Source organism: Marinobacter azerbaijanicus (assembly GCF_030250645.1).
GTDB lineage: Bacteria > Pseudomonadota > Gammaproteobacteria > Pseudomonadales > Oleiphilaceae > Marinobacter > Marinobacter azerbaijanicus.
In genome coordinates this window covers 313,136-327,135 of the sequence record NZ_JASSVS010000002.1, presented here as the reverse complement: position 1 = coordinate 327,135, position 14,000 = coordinate 313,136, and the positions used below count along the sequence as shown (strand labels likewise).

Annotated in this window: 15 protein-coding genes; 10 read left to right on the top strand and 5 right to left on the bottom strand. The window is 59.2% G+C overall.

Annotated elements, in window-relative coordinates; all coding sequences use genetic code 11:
* Window positions 1-17 precede the first annotated feature (17 nt).
* Genes nuoJ through nuoN form a run of 5 tightly spaced genes read left to right on the top strand, consistent with a single transcriptional unit; the run spans window position 18 to window position 5,674 of the window.
* Window positions 18-536 (top strand): NADH-quinone oxidoreductase subunit J, encoded by a 519-nt coding sequence (gene nuoJ, locus QPM17_RS05000; RefSeq protein WP_285389289.1) that lies wholly within the window; start codon window positions 18-20, stop codon window positions 534-536.
* Window positions 533-841 (top strand): NADH-quinone oxidoreductase subunit NuoK, encoded by a 309-nt coding sequence (nuoK, locus tag QPM17_RS04995; RefSeq protein ID WP_285389287.1) that lies wholly within the window; start codon window positions 533-535, stop codon window positions 839-841. The genes nuoJ and nuoK overlap by 4 nt, the downstream gene beginning before the upstream one ends.
* A complete protein-coding gene (nuoL, locus tag QPM17_RS04990; protein ID WP_422732723.1) occupies window positions 838-2,706 on the top strand; it encodes an NADH-quinone oxidoreductase subunit L in 1,869 nt (622 codons plus the stop codon). Before nuoK ends, nuoL begins: the two co-directional genes overlap by 4 nt.
* The gene (nuoM, locus tag QPM17_RS04985) at window positions 2,703-4,235 is read left to right on the top strand and encodes an NADH-quinone oxidoreductase subunit M (protein ID WP_285389286.1); all 1,533 of its coding nucleotides are present in this window, start codon (window positions 2,703-2,705) and stop codon (window positions 4,233-4,235) included. The genes nuoL and nuoM overlap by 4 nt, the downstream gene beginning before the upstream one ends.
* Window positions 4,235-5,674: an NADH-quinone oxidoreductase subunit NuoN gene (gene nuoN, locus QPM17_RS04980; RefSeq protein WP_285389284.1), complete on the top strand. Its 1,440-nt coding sequence runs from the start codon at window positions 4,235-4,237 to the stop codon at window positions 5,672-5,674. The genes nuoM and nuoN overlap by 1 nt, the downstream gene beginning before the upstream one ends.
* 4 nt (window positions 5,675-5,678) lie before the next feature.
* On the opposite strand, the gene QPM17_RS04975 is transcribed toward nuoN, so the two are convergent.
* From QPM17_RS04975 to QPM17_RS04965, 3 genes are read right to left on the bottom strand one after another with little or no spacing between them, the layout of a single operon-like run.
* Window positions 5,679-6,887, bottom strand: a complete 1,209-nt coding sequence (locus QPM17_RS04975; RefSeq protein WP_285389282.1) for an efflux RND transporter periplasmic adaptor subunit — start codon at window positions 6,885-6,887, stop codon at window positions 5,679-5,681.
* A 19-nt stretch (window positions 6,888-6,906) separates the two neighbouring features.
* Entirely contained in the window at window positions 6,907-9,285 is a 2,379-nt protein-coding gene (locus QPM17_RS04970; RefSeq protein ID WP_285389281.1) for an ABC transporter permease, read from the bottom strand.
* A gap of 4 nt (window positions 9,286-9,289) precedes the next feature.
* Window positions 9,290-10,030, bottom strand: a complete 741-nt coding sequence (locus QPM17_RS04965) for an ABC transporter ATP-binding protein (protein ID WP_285389279.1) — start codon at window positions 10,028-10,030, stop codon at window positions 9,290-9,292.
* Window positions 10,031-10,187: 157 nt separating this feature from the next.
* Here QPM17_RS04965 and QPM17_RS04960 point away from each other — a divergent pair, with 157 nt between their 5' ends.
* Together QPM17_RS04960 and QPM17_RS04955 are read left to right on the top strand one after the other, a co-directional pair.
* Window positions 10,188-10,412, top strand: a complete 225-nt coding sequence (locus QPM17_RS04960) for a hypothetical protein (protein ID WP_285389277.1) — start codon at window positions 10,188-10,190, stop codon at window positions 10,410-10,412.
* A gap of 29 nt (window positions 10,413-10,441) precedes the next feature.
* The gene (locus tag QPM17_RS04955; RefSeq protein WP_285389275.1) at window positions 10,442-10,915 is read left to right on the top strand and encodes an ion channel; all 474 of its coding nucleotides are present in this window, start codon (window positions 10,442-10,444) and stop codon (window positions 10,913-10,915) included.
* A gap of 9 nt (window positions 10,916-10,924) precedes the next feature.
* On the opposite strand, the gene QPM17_RS04950 is transcribed toward QPM17_RS04955, so the two are convergent.
* The gene (locus tag QPM17_RS04950; RefSeq protein WP_285389273.1) at window positions 10,925-11,761 is read right to left on the bottom strand and encodes a M90 family metallopeptidase; all 837 of its coding nucleotides are present in this window, start codon (window positions 11,759-11,761) and stop codon (window positions 10,925-10,927) included.
* A 149-nt stretch (window positions 11,762-11,910) separates the two neighbouring features.
* Here QPM17_RS04950 and QPM17_RS04945 point away from each other — a divergent pair, with 149 nt between their 5' ends.
* The 3 genes from QPM17_RS04945 (at window position 11,911) to QPM17_RS04935 (ending at window position 13,378) form a co-directional block, all read left to right on the top strand.
* Window positions 11,911-12,369, top strand: coding sequence for an MgtC/SapB family protein (locus tag QPM17_RS04945; RefSeq protein WP_285389272.1), 459 nt, complete (start codon window positions 11,911-11,913; stop codon window positions 12,367-12,369).
* A 27-nt stretch (window positions 12,370-12,396) separates the two neighbouring features.
* Window positions 12,397-13,068 (top strand): SDR family oxidoreductase, encoded by a 672-nt coding sequence (locus QPM17_RS04940; RefSeq protein WP_285389271.1) that lies wholly within the window; start codon window positions 12,397-12,399, stop codon window positions 13,066-13,068.
* Between the two features lie 115 nt (window positions 13,069-13,183).
* Window positions 13,184-13,378, top strand: coding sequence for a hypothetical protein (locus tag QPM17_RS04935; protein WP_285389270.1), 195 nt, complete (start codon window positions 13,184-13,186; stop codon window positions 13,376-13,378).
* A 148-nt stretch (window positions 13,379-13,526) separates the two neighbouring features.
* On the opposite strand, the gene QPM17_RS04930 is transcribed toward QPM17_RS04935, so the two are convergent.
* Window positions 13,527-13,733 (bottom strand): cold-shock protein, encoded by a 207-nt coding sequence (locus QPM17_RS04930; protein ID WP_027831301.1) that lies wholly within the window; start codon window positions 13,731-13,733, stop codon window positions 13,527-13,529.
* Window positions 13,734-14,000: the final 267 nt, after the last annotated feature.

The following is a 14,000-nucleotide window of genomic DNA, read 5'->3' as shown; positions in this document are numbered from 1 at the left end:
TGGACGAGGAGTTACTGATGGAACTCGCTTTCTATCTCAGCGGCCTGGTGGCGGTTCTGGCCACCCTGGGCGTGATTACAGGCACCAACGCCATACACGCTGTGGTGTACCTGATTGTATCTCTGATTGCCGTGGCGCTGGTGTTCTTCGCCCTTGGCGCACCCTTTGCCGGTGCACTGGAGATCATTGTTTATGCCGGAGCAATCATGGTGCTGTTTGTGTTCGTGGTGATGATGCTGAACCTGCGCCCGGACGAGGACCGGGAACAGACCCTGACGCACCCACGATACTGGGCAGGGCCTTCTCTGCTGGCCCTGGTTCTGCTGGCGGCGCTGGTGGCACTGATCGGCCAGGGCGGCGTGGGCGAGATCATTGATGGCGAGCTGCTCACCGCCCGCGCAGTGGCACTGACGCTGTTCGGACCCTGGTTATTGGTGGTAGAGCTGGCGGCCATTCTGCTGCTTGCAGCCCTGGTAACGGCTTCACACGTGGGCCGGCACAGGAAATCATCGGGCAATCGTGGAGGTGCCTCATGACGGGCATTCCCATGGAGCATGGACTGATCCTCGCGGCCATCCTGTTCAGCCTGGGGTTGTTGGGGCTGATGCTGCGACGCAACATGCTGTTCGTGCTGATGAGTCTTGAAGTGATGCTTAATTCGGCAGCGCTGGCGTTTGTGGTCGGCGCCACGGCCTGGAACCAGCCGGACGGGCAGGCCATGTTCCTGCTGGTGATTACACTGGCGGCGGCTGAGGCCAGCGTGGGCCTGGCGCTGATGATTCAGCTGTTCCAGCGCTTCCGCACTCTTGATCTGAATGCAGTCAGCAGGATGCGCGGATGATGGCACTCGCGGTAACACTCTCGTTCCTGATCCCCCTGGCCGGCACCCTGGTTCTGGCCTTGTTGGCCGGCCGGTTGGGCCCCCGCGCCAGCACTGTTGTAGGTGTGGGAAGCGTCGGGCTGGCGGCCCTGGCCACCCTGTGGGCGGTACTCGCCCATAACGGCGTCACCCAGGGTGTGACCCTCTGGAACTGGATCGAGGTAGGGGAGTTTCAGCCCACCATCGGGCTGGCGGTGGATGGCCTGTCACTGGTGATGATGTCGGTCGTCACCGGGGTGGGCTTTCTGATCCACCTTTTTGCCGCCTGGTACATGACGGGCGAGGAGGGCATCACCCGCTTCTTCGCCTGGATGAATCTGTTTGTGTTCAGCATGTTGCTGCTGGTACTGGGTGACAACCTGCTGCTGCTGTTCCTGGGCTGGGAAGGGGTCGGCCTGTGCAGCTACGGGCTTATCGGCTACTACTACCGCAACAGCGCCAACGGTCGGGCTGCCTTCAAGGCCTTTGTGGTTACCCGCATTGGTGATGTGTTCCTGGCCCTGGGGCTGTTCCTGATCTTTATGGAACTGGGCACGCTGGATATTGCCACGGTGCTGGCCCGGGCGCCGGTACTCTGGGAGCAGGGCGGTGCCACCGCCAATCTTGCGGCTCTGCTGGTCCTTGGCGGTGCCCTCGGCAAGTCCGCGCAGGTGCCGCTGCACACCTGGCTGCCGGACGCCATGGCTGGCCCCACGCCGGTGTCGGCGCTGATTCATGCCGCCACCATGGTGACCGCCGGTGTCTATCTGATCGCCCGTCTGAACGGCCTGTTCCTGCTGGCGCCGGATGTCATGCTGCTGGTGGGCGTGATCGGCGCCGTTTCCCTGCTGCTGGCGGCCTTCGCGGCCCTGGCCCAGACCGATATCAAGCGGGTGCTGGCCTACTCCACCATGAGCCAGATCGGTTACATGTTCCTGGCCCTGGGCGTCGGGGCCTTCGATGCCGCCATCTTTCACCTGGTTACCCACGCCTTTTTCAAGGCGCTTCTGTTCCTGTCCGCCGGGGCGGTGATCATAAGCTGTCACCATGAGCAGGACATGCGCCGCCTGGGCGGGCTCTGGCGCAAGCTGCCGGTGGCCTATGGTGGCTTTATCGTGGGTGGAGCAGCGCTGGTGGCCCTGCCGCTGGTGACCGCGGGTTTCTTCAGCAAGGATGAGATCCTGTGGCAGACCATGGCCGCAGAGCAGACCGGGTTGCTGATAGCAGGCCTTGTCGGGGCAGTGCTTACCGGCATTTACACGGTGCGGCTGATCCTGGGTACTTTCCATGGACAGCCGGGTAGCGATCATGCCCATCACCCGGTCCCCGGAACCCACCTGTTTACCCATCACCTGCCGCTGGCGGTGCTGGCCATCCTGTCCACCTTTATCGGGGCGTGGCTCTATCCGGGGCTTGGGGATCTGTTTCCCACATCGCCAGGGGACGCGGTTCACACCGGCCATACCCTGTTGCAGGTGCTGGCCATGGGCGCTGCCATTGCTGGCCTGCTGCTGGCGGCATGGCTGTTCCTGTGGCAGCGCGACTGGCTTGCCGGGAAGGTCCGCCAGGGCGTTGGTGCCCGGCTGTGGATGGTATGGCACAACGCCTGGGGTTTCGACGCCCTGTTTGACCGGATTCTGGTTCGCCCCTGGCAGTTGTTGGTGAAATACCTGCGGGTCGACCTGGTAAACCTTGTGATGAACCTGCCGGCAATAGCGGCGCGGGCCTTGAACGCCGGTCTGGTGCGCAGCCAGAATGGCCGCTTGCGCAGCTACGCCCTGGTAATGGTATTCGGCGCCACGCTGATCCTGCTGACGCTGGTGCTGATGCCGGGAGGGGCCGCATGATCCTGGTGTGGCTGATACTGATTCCGTTCATTGGCGGTCTGTTGTGCTGGCAATCGGAGCGCTGGAGTGAGCAGGCTCCTCGCTGGATTGCCCTGGGCACCATGCTGTTCGTGCTGGTGATCAGTGTGGTGCTCTGGTGGGGTGGGGATTTCAGCCTGCCGGTTGCTGGCGGCAGCCAGTGGATTCTGGAATGGCGTGCACCCTGGATTCCCCGCTTCGGCATCGAGATCCACCTGGCCCTTGATGGCCTGTCTCTGATCCTGGTGGCGCTCACCGGCTTTCTGGGAGCGCTGGCGGTGCTGTGCTCTTGGCACGAGATTGCTGAGCGGATCGGCTTTTTCCACCTGAACCTGCTGTTCATTCTTGGTGGTGTGGTGGGCGTTTTCCTGGCCCTGGACCTGTTCCTGTTTTTCCTGTTCTGGGAAATGATGCTGGTGCCCATGTATTTCCTGATCGCCCTTTGGGGCCACAGCGGCTCCCCGGGGCAGACCCGTATTCGCGCCGCCACCCGTTTCTTCATCTACACCCAGGCCAGTGGCCTGCTGATGCTGGTGGCGATCATCGCACTGGTGTTTGTCCATTACAGCAACACCGGCGAGCTGTCGTTCAGCTATGACGTGCTGCGAAATGCCGATGTACCGGAGCCCTTGGCATTCTGGCTGATGCTCGGCTTCTTCATTGCCTTTGCGGTGAAGCTGCCGGTGGTGCCGTTCCACGGCTGGCTGCCGGATGCCCACGCCCAGGCGCCAACGGCTGGCAGTGTGGACCTGGCTGGCATCCTGTTGAAGACCGCTGCCTACGGCATCCTGCGGTTTGCGCTGCCGCTGTTCCCTGAACAGTCCCAGGCTTTCGCGCCTGTTGCCATGACTCTGGGGCTGGTGGGGATTATCTATGGCGCGGTACTGGCTTGCGGGCAGCAGGACATCAAGCGGCTGATTGCCTACACCAGTATCTCCCACATGGGCTTTGTGTTGATTGCGCTCTACTCCGGGTCGGAACTGGCGATCCAGGGGGCCATCGTGCTGATGGTGGCTCACGCATTCTCCAGCGCCGGCCTGTTCATTCTCAGTGGTCAGCTCTATGAACGCATCCATACCCGAGATATGCGGATGATGGGAGGGCTCTGGGGGCGCATTCCGGTGCTGCCGGGATTCACCCTGTGCTTCGTGGCGGCGTCCCTGGGGATGCCGGCCACGGCCAACTTCGTGGGGGAGTTCATGATCCTGTTCGGCACCTTCCCCAGCGCGCCGGTAACGGTGGTGATTGCCAGCATCGGGCTTGTACTGGCCGCCATCTATTCCCTGTTGCTGATGCAGCGGGTGCACTATGGCCGCGAGTACCGCACAGGTCCTTTGGCCGGGCCTGATGCCAGGGAGTACGGCATGATGCTGACGCTTGTGGTATTCACCCTGGCGGTGGGGCTCTACCCGCAACCCCTGCTGGATACAACTGCTGCCGTGGCCGGACCGGTGGCGGAGCTGTTCAACAACGGTGCCGATCTGATAGTTCGGGCAGGGGAGGTGAACTGATGCTGACCCTGTCGAACCTTATGCCTGTTATTCCGCTGATCATCGTGGCCACCACCGCGGTTCTGATCATGTTGGGTATTGCCTGGCAGCGTCACCACGGTGGGACTGCGGTGGTGTCCGCCGCAGGCCTGGTCCTGGCCCTGGCCAGCGTGCCCCTGTCCTCGACAGCGCTTTCATCCCCTCCGCTGATGACGGTCGATGGTCTGGCACTGATGGGCACTGTGCTGGTGCTGCTATGTGCCCTGGTAACCGTGGCCCTCAGCCACCACTACCTAGCCGGCTACCTCGGTGCAAAGGAGGAGTTCTACCTGTTGCTACTGTGCGCGGTGACCGGCGCACTGGGGCTGGTGGCCAGCAGCCACCTGGCCACCCTGTTCATCAGCCTGGAGCTGCTTTCCATGCCTCTGTATGGGATGCTGGCCTACAGCTACCGGGCCGCGCGGGCCCTCGAGGCGGGCATCAAGTACCTGATCCTGTCAGCCGCTGCCACCGCCTTCCTGCTGTTCGGTATGGCGCTGATCTACGCCCGTACCGGTCACCTGGACCTTGCTGGCCTGGCTGCGGGCGTGGCGGGCAGTGCCGACGTCTGGACTTTGGCTGGAGCCGGGCTGATGGTGGTAGGCTTGGGGTTCAAGCTTTCGGTAGTACCCTTCCATCTGTGGACGCCGGACGTGTATCAGGGCGGCCCGGCGCCGGCTACGATTTTCCTGGCCACGGTCAGCAAGCTGGCGGTTTTCGTGCTGCTGGTGCGACTGATGATGACGGCGCCGGTCTTCAGTAGTGGCTGGCTGGATTCCCTGTTCACACTGCTGGCGCTAGTCACCATGCTGGCAGGCAACCTGTTGGCGTTGTTCCAGTCGGATGTGAAGCGCCTGCTTGGATACTCGTCCATCGCCCACTTTGGCTACCTGCTGGTGGCGATTGTGGTGGGGGGCACGTTGGCGGTAGAAACCGTCGGGGTTTACCTCATCACCTACCTGCTTGCCACGCTTGCAGCCTTTGGTGTGGTAACCCAGCTTTCCAGCCCTTTCGAGGGTGAGGATGCCGCCGGACTGCACTACTACCGCGGCCTTTTCTGGCGCCGGCCATGGCTGGCAGCGGTGATGACAGTGAGTTTCCTCTCCCTGGCCGGGATTCCGCTCACAGCGGGCTTTATCGGCAAGTTCTACGTGTTGGCACTGGGCGTGGCGGATAGCCACTGGTGGCTGGTGGGCGGCATTGTCGCAGGCAGTGCTATCGGATTGTTCTATTATCTGCGTGTAATGGTCACACTTTATCTGCCGGAGCCCGGAATGCGACGGATGGACGCCCCTAACGACTGGGGTAACCGGATAGGGGGGCTGACACTATTAGTCGTCGCCGTGATGGTCCTGGTGCTGGGGGTCTACCCCACGCCCATGATCGACTGGGTAACAGCACTGTCAACGATCAGTTTTTGAGAAGCTACCTGGAGCGGATACGGTCGCCGTTGCTCAATTCCCTGCCGGGATGACGGATGACCTGTTCGCCTTCGGTCAGCCCGCTTTCCACGGCTGTCATCAGCCCGTTACTGCGGCCTGTTTTCACTGCCCGCATCACAGCAAGGTCGTTGTCAACGAGAAAGACCGTGGGTTGCCCGGCGTGCTGGAAAATGGCGGATGCGGGCACCTGGAGCACGTCCGCTGATTGCCAGAGGATGAACTCGGCGTCTACCCGGTAACCGTCTCCCAGCATTTCCCAGTTCTCGCGGGGGGTGACCATGTCTGCTATTACCCTGACACGCTGTTCTTCCACGCCAAGGGCAGAGATGTCTTCGAATCCAACGGGTTCAACCCGCCGAACCACGGCCTCCAGCGGGGTTCCACCCCAGCCGTTCAGCCGGGCTTTAACGCCGGGTCCCAGTTTTACGGCGTCAAAGCTGAGTACATCCACCACAACTTCCAGGGCGCCCGGGTCGCCAAGCTCCAGGATGGGTTCGCCCGCCTGGATGACACCTTCACTTTTGCGTAGCAGGCCCAGAACGTTTCCGTTGACGGGCGACCTGACTGCCAGTCGTTCAGCCGGTTGCTCGCCCTCAGATCGTGTTGCGGAAATCTCCAGCCGGGTTCTGGCGGCTGCCAGTTCGTGGGCGGCCACTTCTTCATCAAAGCGGGCGGACCGCAGGATCGCCTGATTGCGGGCGGCGGTGGAGCGGGCCTGCTGCAGGCGTTCGTCCGACACGAAGTCTGCGCGGTCCAGGGTGAGCAGCCTCTGGTACTCTGTTTCAGCCAGTTCGGCGTCGGCCTCGGCTGCCCGGGTTTTCTGGCGGATGGAGTTCAGTGCCGAGCGCGCGGCCTCCACTCTTGCTTCTGCTTCGGCCCGACTTCTTGCGTCCAGAACGCTCACTGGCATCGGGTCCACTTCGGTCAACAACTCACCGGGGATGACCTGGTCACCAACATCGAGCTCTACCCTGTGCAGGTAACCCGTCACGGGTGAAGAAACAACGTAACGGTCCTTCACGCGGGTTTTGCCTTCTTCCAGAATGGTGACCTCCATGGGCCCGCGTTGCACGGTTGCCAGGTCTACCCAGACGGGTTCGGGCCTCAGGATATAAGCCACCACAACGAGGGCCAGAACTCCCAGTACAGACCAGAACAGCCACTTGCCCGCAATACGCTTACCTTCCGCCATTAATGATATTCCTGTCTGATTATTCCCGGGTTTTCAGGACGGCCACGAGGTCCAGTTTACGCAAGCGCCACCAGGTAATGAATCCGGATGCGAGGGCAGACACGATCACCACATTGGCTGCCAGGGCCAGGGTTCTGCCGGTGATGATCAACGGTACCCGGTACAGCTCGGTTTGCATCATGGTGACCACCAGGCTTGCCAGCCCGTGGCCTATGGCCCAGCCCAGAGGGATGCCAAGTATCAGCAGGATGGCCAGTTCACCCAGTAGAATGTGGGCCACTTCGTTGTGGCTGTAGCCCAGCACTCGCAGGCTTGCCAGATCCCGCCCGCGTTCTGCCAGTGAGATGCGCACGGTATTGTAGATGACGCCGAAGGCGATGATGCCGCCCAGCAAGCTGATCACCAGAGTATAGGTGAGAAAGGTTTTTGCCAGTGTTTCGAAGAAACTGTCCAGCATGGCCTGGCGGACATTGATAGCCATGACCCGTGGGGTGTCCCGCAGGTCACGATAAACGGTTTCCGCCTGCGCTGGATCCAGGTTCATCAATACCTGGTTGACCACTGGGCCTTCCTTCAGTGTGCGGTTCATGGCAGCCAGGTTCATGTAGGCGCCCACGCCGAGAAACTCGCTGGTTACTCCGGCAACCTGCAGATCCAGCACCGGGCGGTGCCCCTCCAGAACTTGCACCTGAACTGTGTCGCCAGCGGCGAGCCCCAGCTCTGCTGCCAGGAAGTCAGTCAGCAGCAGACCGGCAGGAGGTATGGGCACCTGGTTAAGATGCTCGTCCACCACGAACTGCAACCGGGCGTTATCAGGAATGCCGGTCAGGGCGGTTCGCCACTGCCGGTGACCATTGACCAGTTCTACCGCCACAACACGTCGGCCCTCGGTGTACCTCACACCCGGCTGCCGCGTCATGCCATACATGGCAGACTGGTGAACCGGGTCGGTCAGGCTGACGGTCAGGTCCTGTTGCTGAACCCGGGCAAACTGCGTGTGCACCATCAGCGAAACAGAGCTGAACTGGAAGTTGCCCACCATCACAATGGCCGTTGCCATGGCGATGCCTGTTACAGACATTGCGGCGCGGGCCGGCCGCCGTGCCAGTTGCCGCACAATCATGCGTGACGGCTGGCTGAAGCGAATCCAGGACAGCATGCGTTCGGTGATGGTTACCCGGTAACTGGCCGGTGCTTCCGGCCTCATGGCTTCGGCCGGGGGCAGAGCAGCAGCACTGCGAATGGCGCGCCAGCCCCCGAGCAGGGCCACCAGAAGGGTCAGTACGCCCAGCAGCAATACCCACCACGGGCTGATGCTGAACAGCAGTTCCGGAAACCGGTAGAAATCCATGTACAGCTCGCCCAGAGCCCGGCCCAGCCACATGCCCGCCGCAGTGCCGATCAGCAGGCCGATGAAGGCGATGGTGAGCACCAGTTGGCTGTAGTGCCAGCCAATCTGCCAGTTGCTATAACCAAAGGCTTTCAATACCGCAATGATGTCCCGCTGGGTGCTGATCAGCCGCGTAATCACGACATTGAGCAAAAACATGGCCACTGCCATGAAGATGGAGGGGAATATCACCGCCATGGTTTTCAGCTGGTTCAGTTCGTCGCTCAGGAAACGGTGGGAAAACTGCTCCTCCCTGGCGTAGGCACCTGTGCTGCCGTAAGGCGCCAGCAACCGGTCCAGCAGATCAATGACACCGGCAACCGGCAGCGCCGGGTCGACCTGCAGTACCAGGCTATTGAAGGCGCCGCGCATGTCCATGGCCGAGGCCAGTGCGTCGCGGGCCATCCAGAGCACCCCGTAACGCTGGTAGTCTGGCAGCATTCCACCTGGTGGAATGACATAAATGAATTCCGGGGATTCAACAATGCCCACAACAGTCAGGCTCTGGCGTCTGCCATTGATGATGCCCCCAAGGCGGTCACCCAGGCGCAGATCGTGGGCGTCGGCAAAGCTGCCGATCACGGCTACCTCATCGCTGCGCGCCGCGTGGGGCAGGCGCCCCTGACGAAGGTAAACCCGGTTGACGTCCGGTTGGCCTTCCGGCGGCAATGAAACCAGGCGCGCGGACGCTGGATCGCTGAAGCCGGCTACTTCAAGTTTGGCGACGCCTTCCACCCTGCCACTGATGCGGGTTACACCAGGTATGTCTGCCACCCGCTGGAGTACATGCCGAGGCGCACGTTTCAGGGCGGCGAACACATCTGCAAACTGGTGTTCCTGGTAGTACTGGGCGCGGGTGGCGGTCAGCGACGAGTAGTTCACCAGCGACAGCAGGCACACGGCGATGCCACCGGCGATTACCAGGGCAATGGCCAGGGTCTGACCCCGCATCTGCCATAGTTCCCGGCGTAGTTTGGTGTGCAGCGCACTGGTGCGAAAGAGCGACATGGCGCTACCAGCTCAGGGTGCGCGGGTCTTGCCGCGTTGTATTGCGGTATTCGCCACTGATGGTGCCATCCGACAGCGTAATCACCCGGTCTGCCATCTGCGCTATGGAGGCGTTGTGGGTGATGATTACGGTGGTGGTGCCGGTTTCGCGGTTGGCGGTATCCAGCGCTGCGAGAACCAGTGCACCAGTGGCAGAGTCGAGGGCGCCAGTAGGCTCGTCGCAAAGCAACACTTCCGGACGCTTGGCGATGGCACGGGCGATAGCTACCCTTTGCTGCTCACCGCCCGAAAGCTGGGCGGGGAAGTGGTCCATGCGCTTCTGTAGCCCCACCAGTTCCAGCGCCGCCTCCGGGCTCATGGGGTTGCGGGCGATTTCGGTGACAGCAATAACGTTTTCTCGCGCGGTCAGGCTGGGGATCAGGTTGTAGAACTGGAACACGAAACCGACATAATTCCGGCGATAACGCGTCAGATCCCGGTCTTTCGCCCGGGTCAGGTCGATGTCCTGGTATTTCACTTCACCGCTGGTAGGCACATCCAGTCCGCCAAGAATATTGAGCAGGGTGGACTTGCCCGAGCCTGAAGCGCCGAGCATCACCACCAGTTCGCCTGGATACAGGTCAAGGTTCACTCCCCGCAGAGCGTGTACTTTGACCTCCCCCTGCTGGTAAGTCTTGGTCAGCTGCGAGGTGTGGAAAACCGGTGGGCTGGAGGTTGCTCTGTCCATGTAGTAGGCCTTTGCCATGAATTGGCTCGTGTCCATAGACATCGGCGGAGTGATTCGACCGATGGAGGTACAACACAATCTATTCCTATAGACTTCTCTATACTAGAGCAGGCTGGTGTCCCGTCTGATATTCCGGGTGTAAGCCATAAACTGAAAGGCGTGTGCTGAATTGACTTTGAGCCCTCAAGAACTTGAAACCCTGCTGGAAACCATCCCCGATGCACGGGACGGCCTTACCCGCACCGAAAGGATCATCCTGTATGTATTGCGGGAAACCCAACGCGAACTGAATGGTCGTAATGTACCCACGGTGATGCTCTATGGCCGGGTGGTGGAACACGTTAACATCAGCGAGGCAGAGCTTCACGTTTACCTGGACAGGTTGGGGGTAAGAAAGTGAATGCGGTCTGTGAGCCCGGAAGGTAGGTAATGGAGGAGTTTTTCGTGGGAGGTGAACTGGTTGTCGTATCCGTCACGGCGCTGGTGGTTAGCCTGGTGGTCGTATTTCACTTCGAAGTGATTCAACTGCTGAACCGCTACTGCCCCCGCCGCCAACTATCATCCCCCAATGGGTTCCGGAACCGGCCAATCATACTGGCAAACATGTTTGTTTTGCTGATTGCCCACGTGGTGGAGATCTGGCTATTCGGCGTGGCGTTCTGGTATTTGCTGGATCAGAATGGCCTGGGAACCATCAATGGTTATGTCCATCTCGGCTTGCTGGACTGTGTTTACTTTTCTGCTGCGAATTACACCACGGTAGGGTGGGGCGATCTGGCGGCGTCCGGGCATGTCCGGTTTCTGGCTGGCACCGAGGCACTCGTTGGTTTCATGATGATAACCTGGTCAGCCTCGTTCAGTTACCTGATCATGGTCCGTGCCTGGGGTAACGACGACGATTGATGGTGTTGCTCAGAGGCCTGCAGCCGGCTTTGCCTTCGTCATTGTGATTGGATCCAGTCGATAGAAGCCGCAGAGCACCTCGTATACTTCCGGTTGCTCTTCTTTAAGATGGCCGGGCTGCTGAAAGAAGGTTTCCGTCAGCACGGCAAAAAACTCCGCCGGCTCCGTTGCGCCATAAGGGTCAAGCCATGGCTTTTTGTGATGGCGGAGTGAATGCCGCAGATGTTCATAGGCCCGGGTCATGGTTTCCTGCCAACGACGGGCCTGTTCGCCGTTGAGTGGGGGTGCGCCGTCGGCAGTGCCGTCCAGGTAATCCAGTTGGTGGGCAAATTCGTGCAGTATCACATTATGGTGCCCGGCCGGATTGACTGCACCCTGTTCACATTGGGCCCATGCCAGCACCACCTGGCCGTGGCTTGAGGCTTCGCCCGAGCGTATCTGGTTGCTCTCGCTTACCACAATGCCGTCGCTTTCAATGCCTCTGACGTGATACGCGTCCGGATACACCAGGATGCTGCTAACCTCGTCAAAATCCGAGAAGTTGCGGGCAACGATTAACAGGCAGGCATGCCCGGCAATGGTGAGGCGCACGGTGTCGTCTACCTCAAATCCATCGCAACCGTAGAAGGATTTTTCCGCCAGGAATAACTGCACGTGCTGTTCAAGCTGCTGCCTGAGTTTCTGGGATAGCTTGTTGTAAGCGGGCACCTGGGCCTGGAGCAACGCCTGCCAGTGCCTCGGGAATGGTTTTTGAAGTTGCTTTTCCCGCCACCAGCCGCGATAGAAAAACAGATAGAAAACCGAGAACCCGATAATGGCCAGCATACAGAGGGTGTAGATCAGCATTGGCTGGGCTCCGGCCGTGGTCAAGTGAAGGGCTGACAGTGTAATTCGTATCGGTAGTCGTCACCAGACTCTACCGTGACCAACCTGCAGTGGTACCCTTGGGCAGAATCTTTGTCGTTTGTCAGCCAAATCTTTTTTCGAGGCAAGCCATGGAAACTGAAATCGCTCCTCTGGATATGCTCATCCGGCTTTGTGTTGCCGCTGGCCTGGCGCTGTTCCTTGGCCTTGAGCGGGAACTGCGGGGAAAGCCCGCCGGATTACGATCCCACATGCTCGTTTCCCTTGGATCGGCGACCTTCATTATTATCGGTATGAGTGTTCTTTTTGCCACAGCGGAGGGAGACCCCTCCGCCCGTATCGATCCCACCCGCGTTGTACAGGGCGTGATTGGCGGTATCGGTTTTCTGGGTGCTGGCAGTATCATCCGTAGTGGTGGCCAGATCCAGGGTATTACCACCGGTGCCTCCATCTGGCTTGCGGGCGCCATTGGGGTTTCTGCCGGTATCAATAATTTTTACCTGGCAGGGATAGTGACGGCTCTGGCATTGGTGATCATGGTGGTCCTTGGCCGCTTTGAGCGCGAATTGGTTTCCGACAAGAATCAGTGAACCCTTATCACAGACCAGGAGGTTTTCATGTCTGATAACAAAACCGTTGTGATTACCGGCGCCAATCGTGGCATTGGCCTTGAGCTCGCCCGCCATTACGCCGCAGAGGGCTGCGATGTAATTGGTGTTTGCCGGGAAGCATCTGCCGAGCTTGAAGAGGTGGCCGCCCGGATCATTGATGGAGTGGATGTAACCACCGACAACGGCATACAGAAACTGACCGAAGGGTTGAAGGGGCAGTCCATCGATCTCTTGATCAATAATGCCGGCCTGTTGCAGGACGAAAAACTGGGCAGCATCGACTTCGACTCCATTCGCGCCCAGATGGAGATCAACGCTTATGCTCCGCTTCGGGTGGCGGAGGCGTTGGTGTCCCAGATACCTTCCGGCGGTAAGATCGCCAATATCACCAGCCGTATGGGGTCGATTGCCGATAACGATTCCGGCGGGCGCTATGGCTACCGCGCTTCAAAGGCGGCGTTGAATGCGTTCGGCAAGTCCCTGGCCATTGACCTGAAACCCCGGGGTATCGCGGTGGCCCAGCTCCATCCCGGCTATGTGCAAACCCGCATGGTGAATTTTGGTGGGTTGATTACGCCCGAGGAGTCAGCAAAGGGCCTGGCCGCAAGAATCGAAAACCTGACCCTGGAGAACACCGGTTCATTCTGGCACAGCAATGGCGAGGAGTTGCCCTGGTGAGGGGCATTTCTCCATCAGTTATCATTCCAGTAATTTACAGGTATTCGATCCTCTTCTAGTCTTAAGGATGAACCAGTTTTAAGGGTGAGCACTTGAATGATCTGGAGGTAGTCTGATGAGTAAAGCGCTGAATGGAAGTTTCACTTCGAAAGATCAGGCCAAGAACGTATGGGACGACCTGGTAGGGTCTGGAATTCCTCAGGACAATATCTACATTGATAATGACGAACAGGTGATCAAGGTAATGATCCCGACGGAAGAACGTAAAGAGATAGAAGAGATCTTTGATCGCCACGGAGTGACGTATTAGATCCTGCCGTTACTGGATTATCATCACGGCTCTGAGGGAAAAGGCAGCGTAAGCTGCCTTTTCTTTTGCCGGGGAGAGGCAAAAGTGGGAAGCGCAGGCATAAAAAAAGGCAGCCGAAGCTGCCTTTTTCAAACGTGCTGGCTGTTATTTAAACAGCAACTACGTTTTCTGCCTGAGGGCCTTTCTGGCCTTCAGTTACGGTGAAGTCGACTTGCTGGCCTTCAGCCAGGGTCTTGAAACCGCCACCTTGAATAGCGCTGTAGTGAACGAAGACGTCCGGGCCGCTTTCGCGAGTGATAAAGCCGAAACCTTTTGCTTCGTTGAAAAACTTAACAGTACCGGTAGTTGTAGACATAATAATAATCCTGAATTCGATAATTTAATGTGCAGCCAGACCATCTGAAATGATGACTGATCAGCGTTGTGCGGAAACAAAAAACGCGCGGAATCAAAAACAGGACGGGCAACTACCAAACAACTAAGATGCGTCTTATTCGTGAACTGCTGTGCTAAATCTTTCCTACGAAACGAACTGTACTCCTATACACCCGGGTTTGCCAAGTTTATTTTTATAGGCACTTACCGATGTGATAATGATAAAGAAAGATATTCCTGCTTCAGA

Excerpts from the sequence above, each read along its gene's own strand:
- nuoJ (WP_285389289.1), top strand. The coding sequence starts at position 18 with ATGGAACTCGCTTTCTATCTCAGCGGCCTGGTGGCGGTTCTGGCCACC.
- nuoK (WP_285389287.1), top strand. The coding sequence starts at position 533 with ATGACGGGCATTCCCATGGAGCATGGACTGATCCTCGCGGCCATCCTG.
- nuoL (WP_422732723.1), top strand. The coding sequence starts at position 838 with ATGATGGCACTCGCGGTAACACTCTCGTTCCTGATCCCCCTGGCCGGC.
- nuoM (WP_285389286.1), top strand. The coding sequence starts at position 2,703 with ATGATCCTGGTGTGGCTGATACTGATTCCGTTCATTGGCGGTCTGTTG.
- nuoN (WP_285389284.1), top strand. The coding sequence starts at position 4,235 with ATGCTGACCCTGTCGAACCTTATGCCTGTTATTCCGCTGATCATCGTG.
- QPM17_RS04975 (WP_285389282.1), bottom strand. The coding sequence starts at position 6,887 with ATGGCGGAAGGTAAGCGTATTGCGGGCAAGTGGCTGTTCTGGTCTGTA.
- QPM17_RS04970 (WP_285389281.1), bottom strand. The coding sequence starts at position 9,285 with ATGTCGCTCTTTCGCACCAGTGCGCTGCACACCAAACTACGCCGGGAA.
- QPM17_RS04965 (WP_285389279.1), bottom strand. The coding sequence starts at position 10,030 with ATGGCAAAGGCCTACTACATGGACAGAGCAACCTCCAGCCCACCGGTT.
- QPM17_RS04955 (WP_285389275.1), top strand. The coding sequence starts at position 10,442 with ATGGAGGAGTTTTTCGTGGGAGGTGAACTGGTTGTCGTATCCGTCACG.
- QPM17_RS04950 (WP_285389273.1), bottom strand. The coding sequence starts at position 11,761 with ATGCTGATCTACACCCTCTGTATGCTGGCCATTATCGGGTTCTCGGTT.
- QPM17_RS04945 (WP_285389272.1), top strand. The coding sequence starts at position 11,911 with ATGGAAACTGAAATCGCTCCTCTGGATATGCTCATCCGGCTTTGTGTT.
- QPM17_RS04940 (WP_285389271.1), top strand. The coding sequence starts at position 12,397 with ATGTCTGATAACAAAACCGTTGTGATTACCGGCGCCAATCGTGGCATT.
- QPM17_RS04935 (WP_285389270.1), top strand. The coding sequence starts at position 13,184 with ATGAGTAAAGCGCTGAATGGAAGTTTCACTTCGAAAGATCAGGCCAAG.
- QPM17_RS04930 (WP_027831301.1), bottom strand. The coding sequence starts at position 13,733 with ATGTCTACAACTACCGGTACTGTTAAGTTTTTCAACGAAGCAAAAGGT.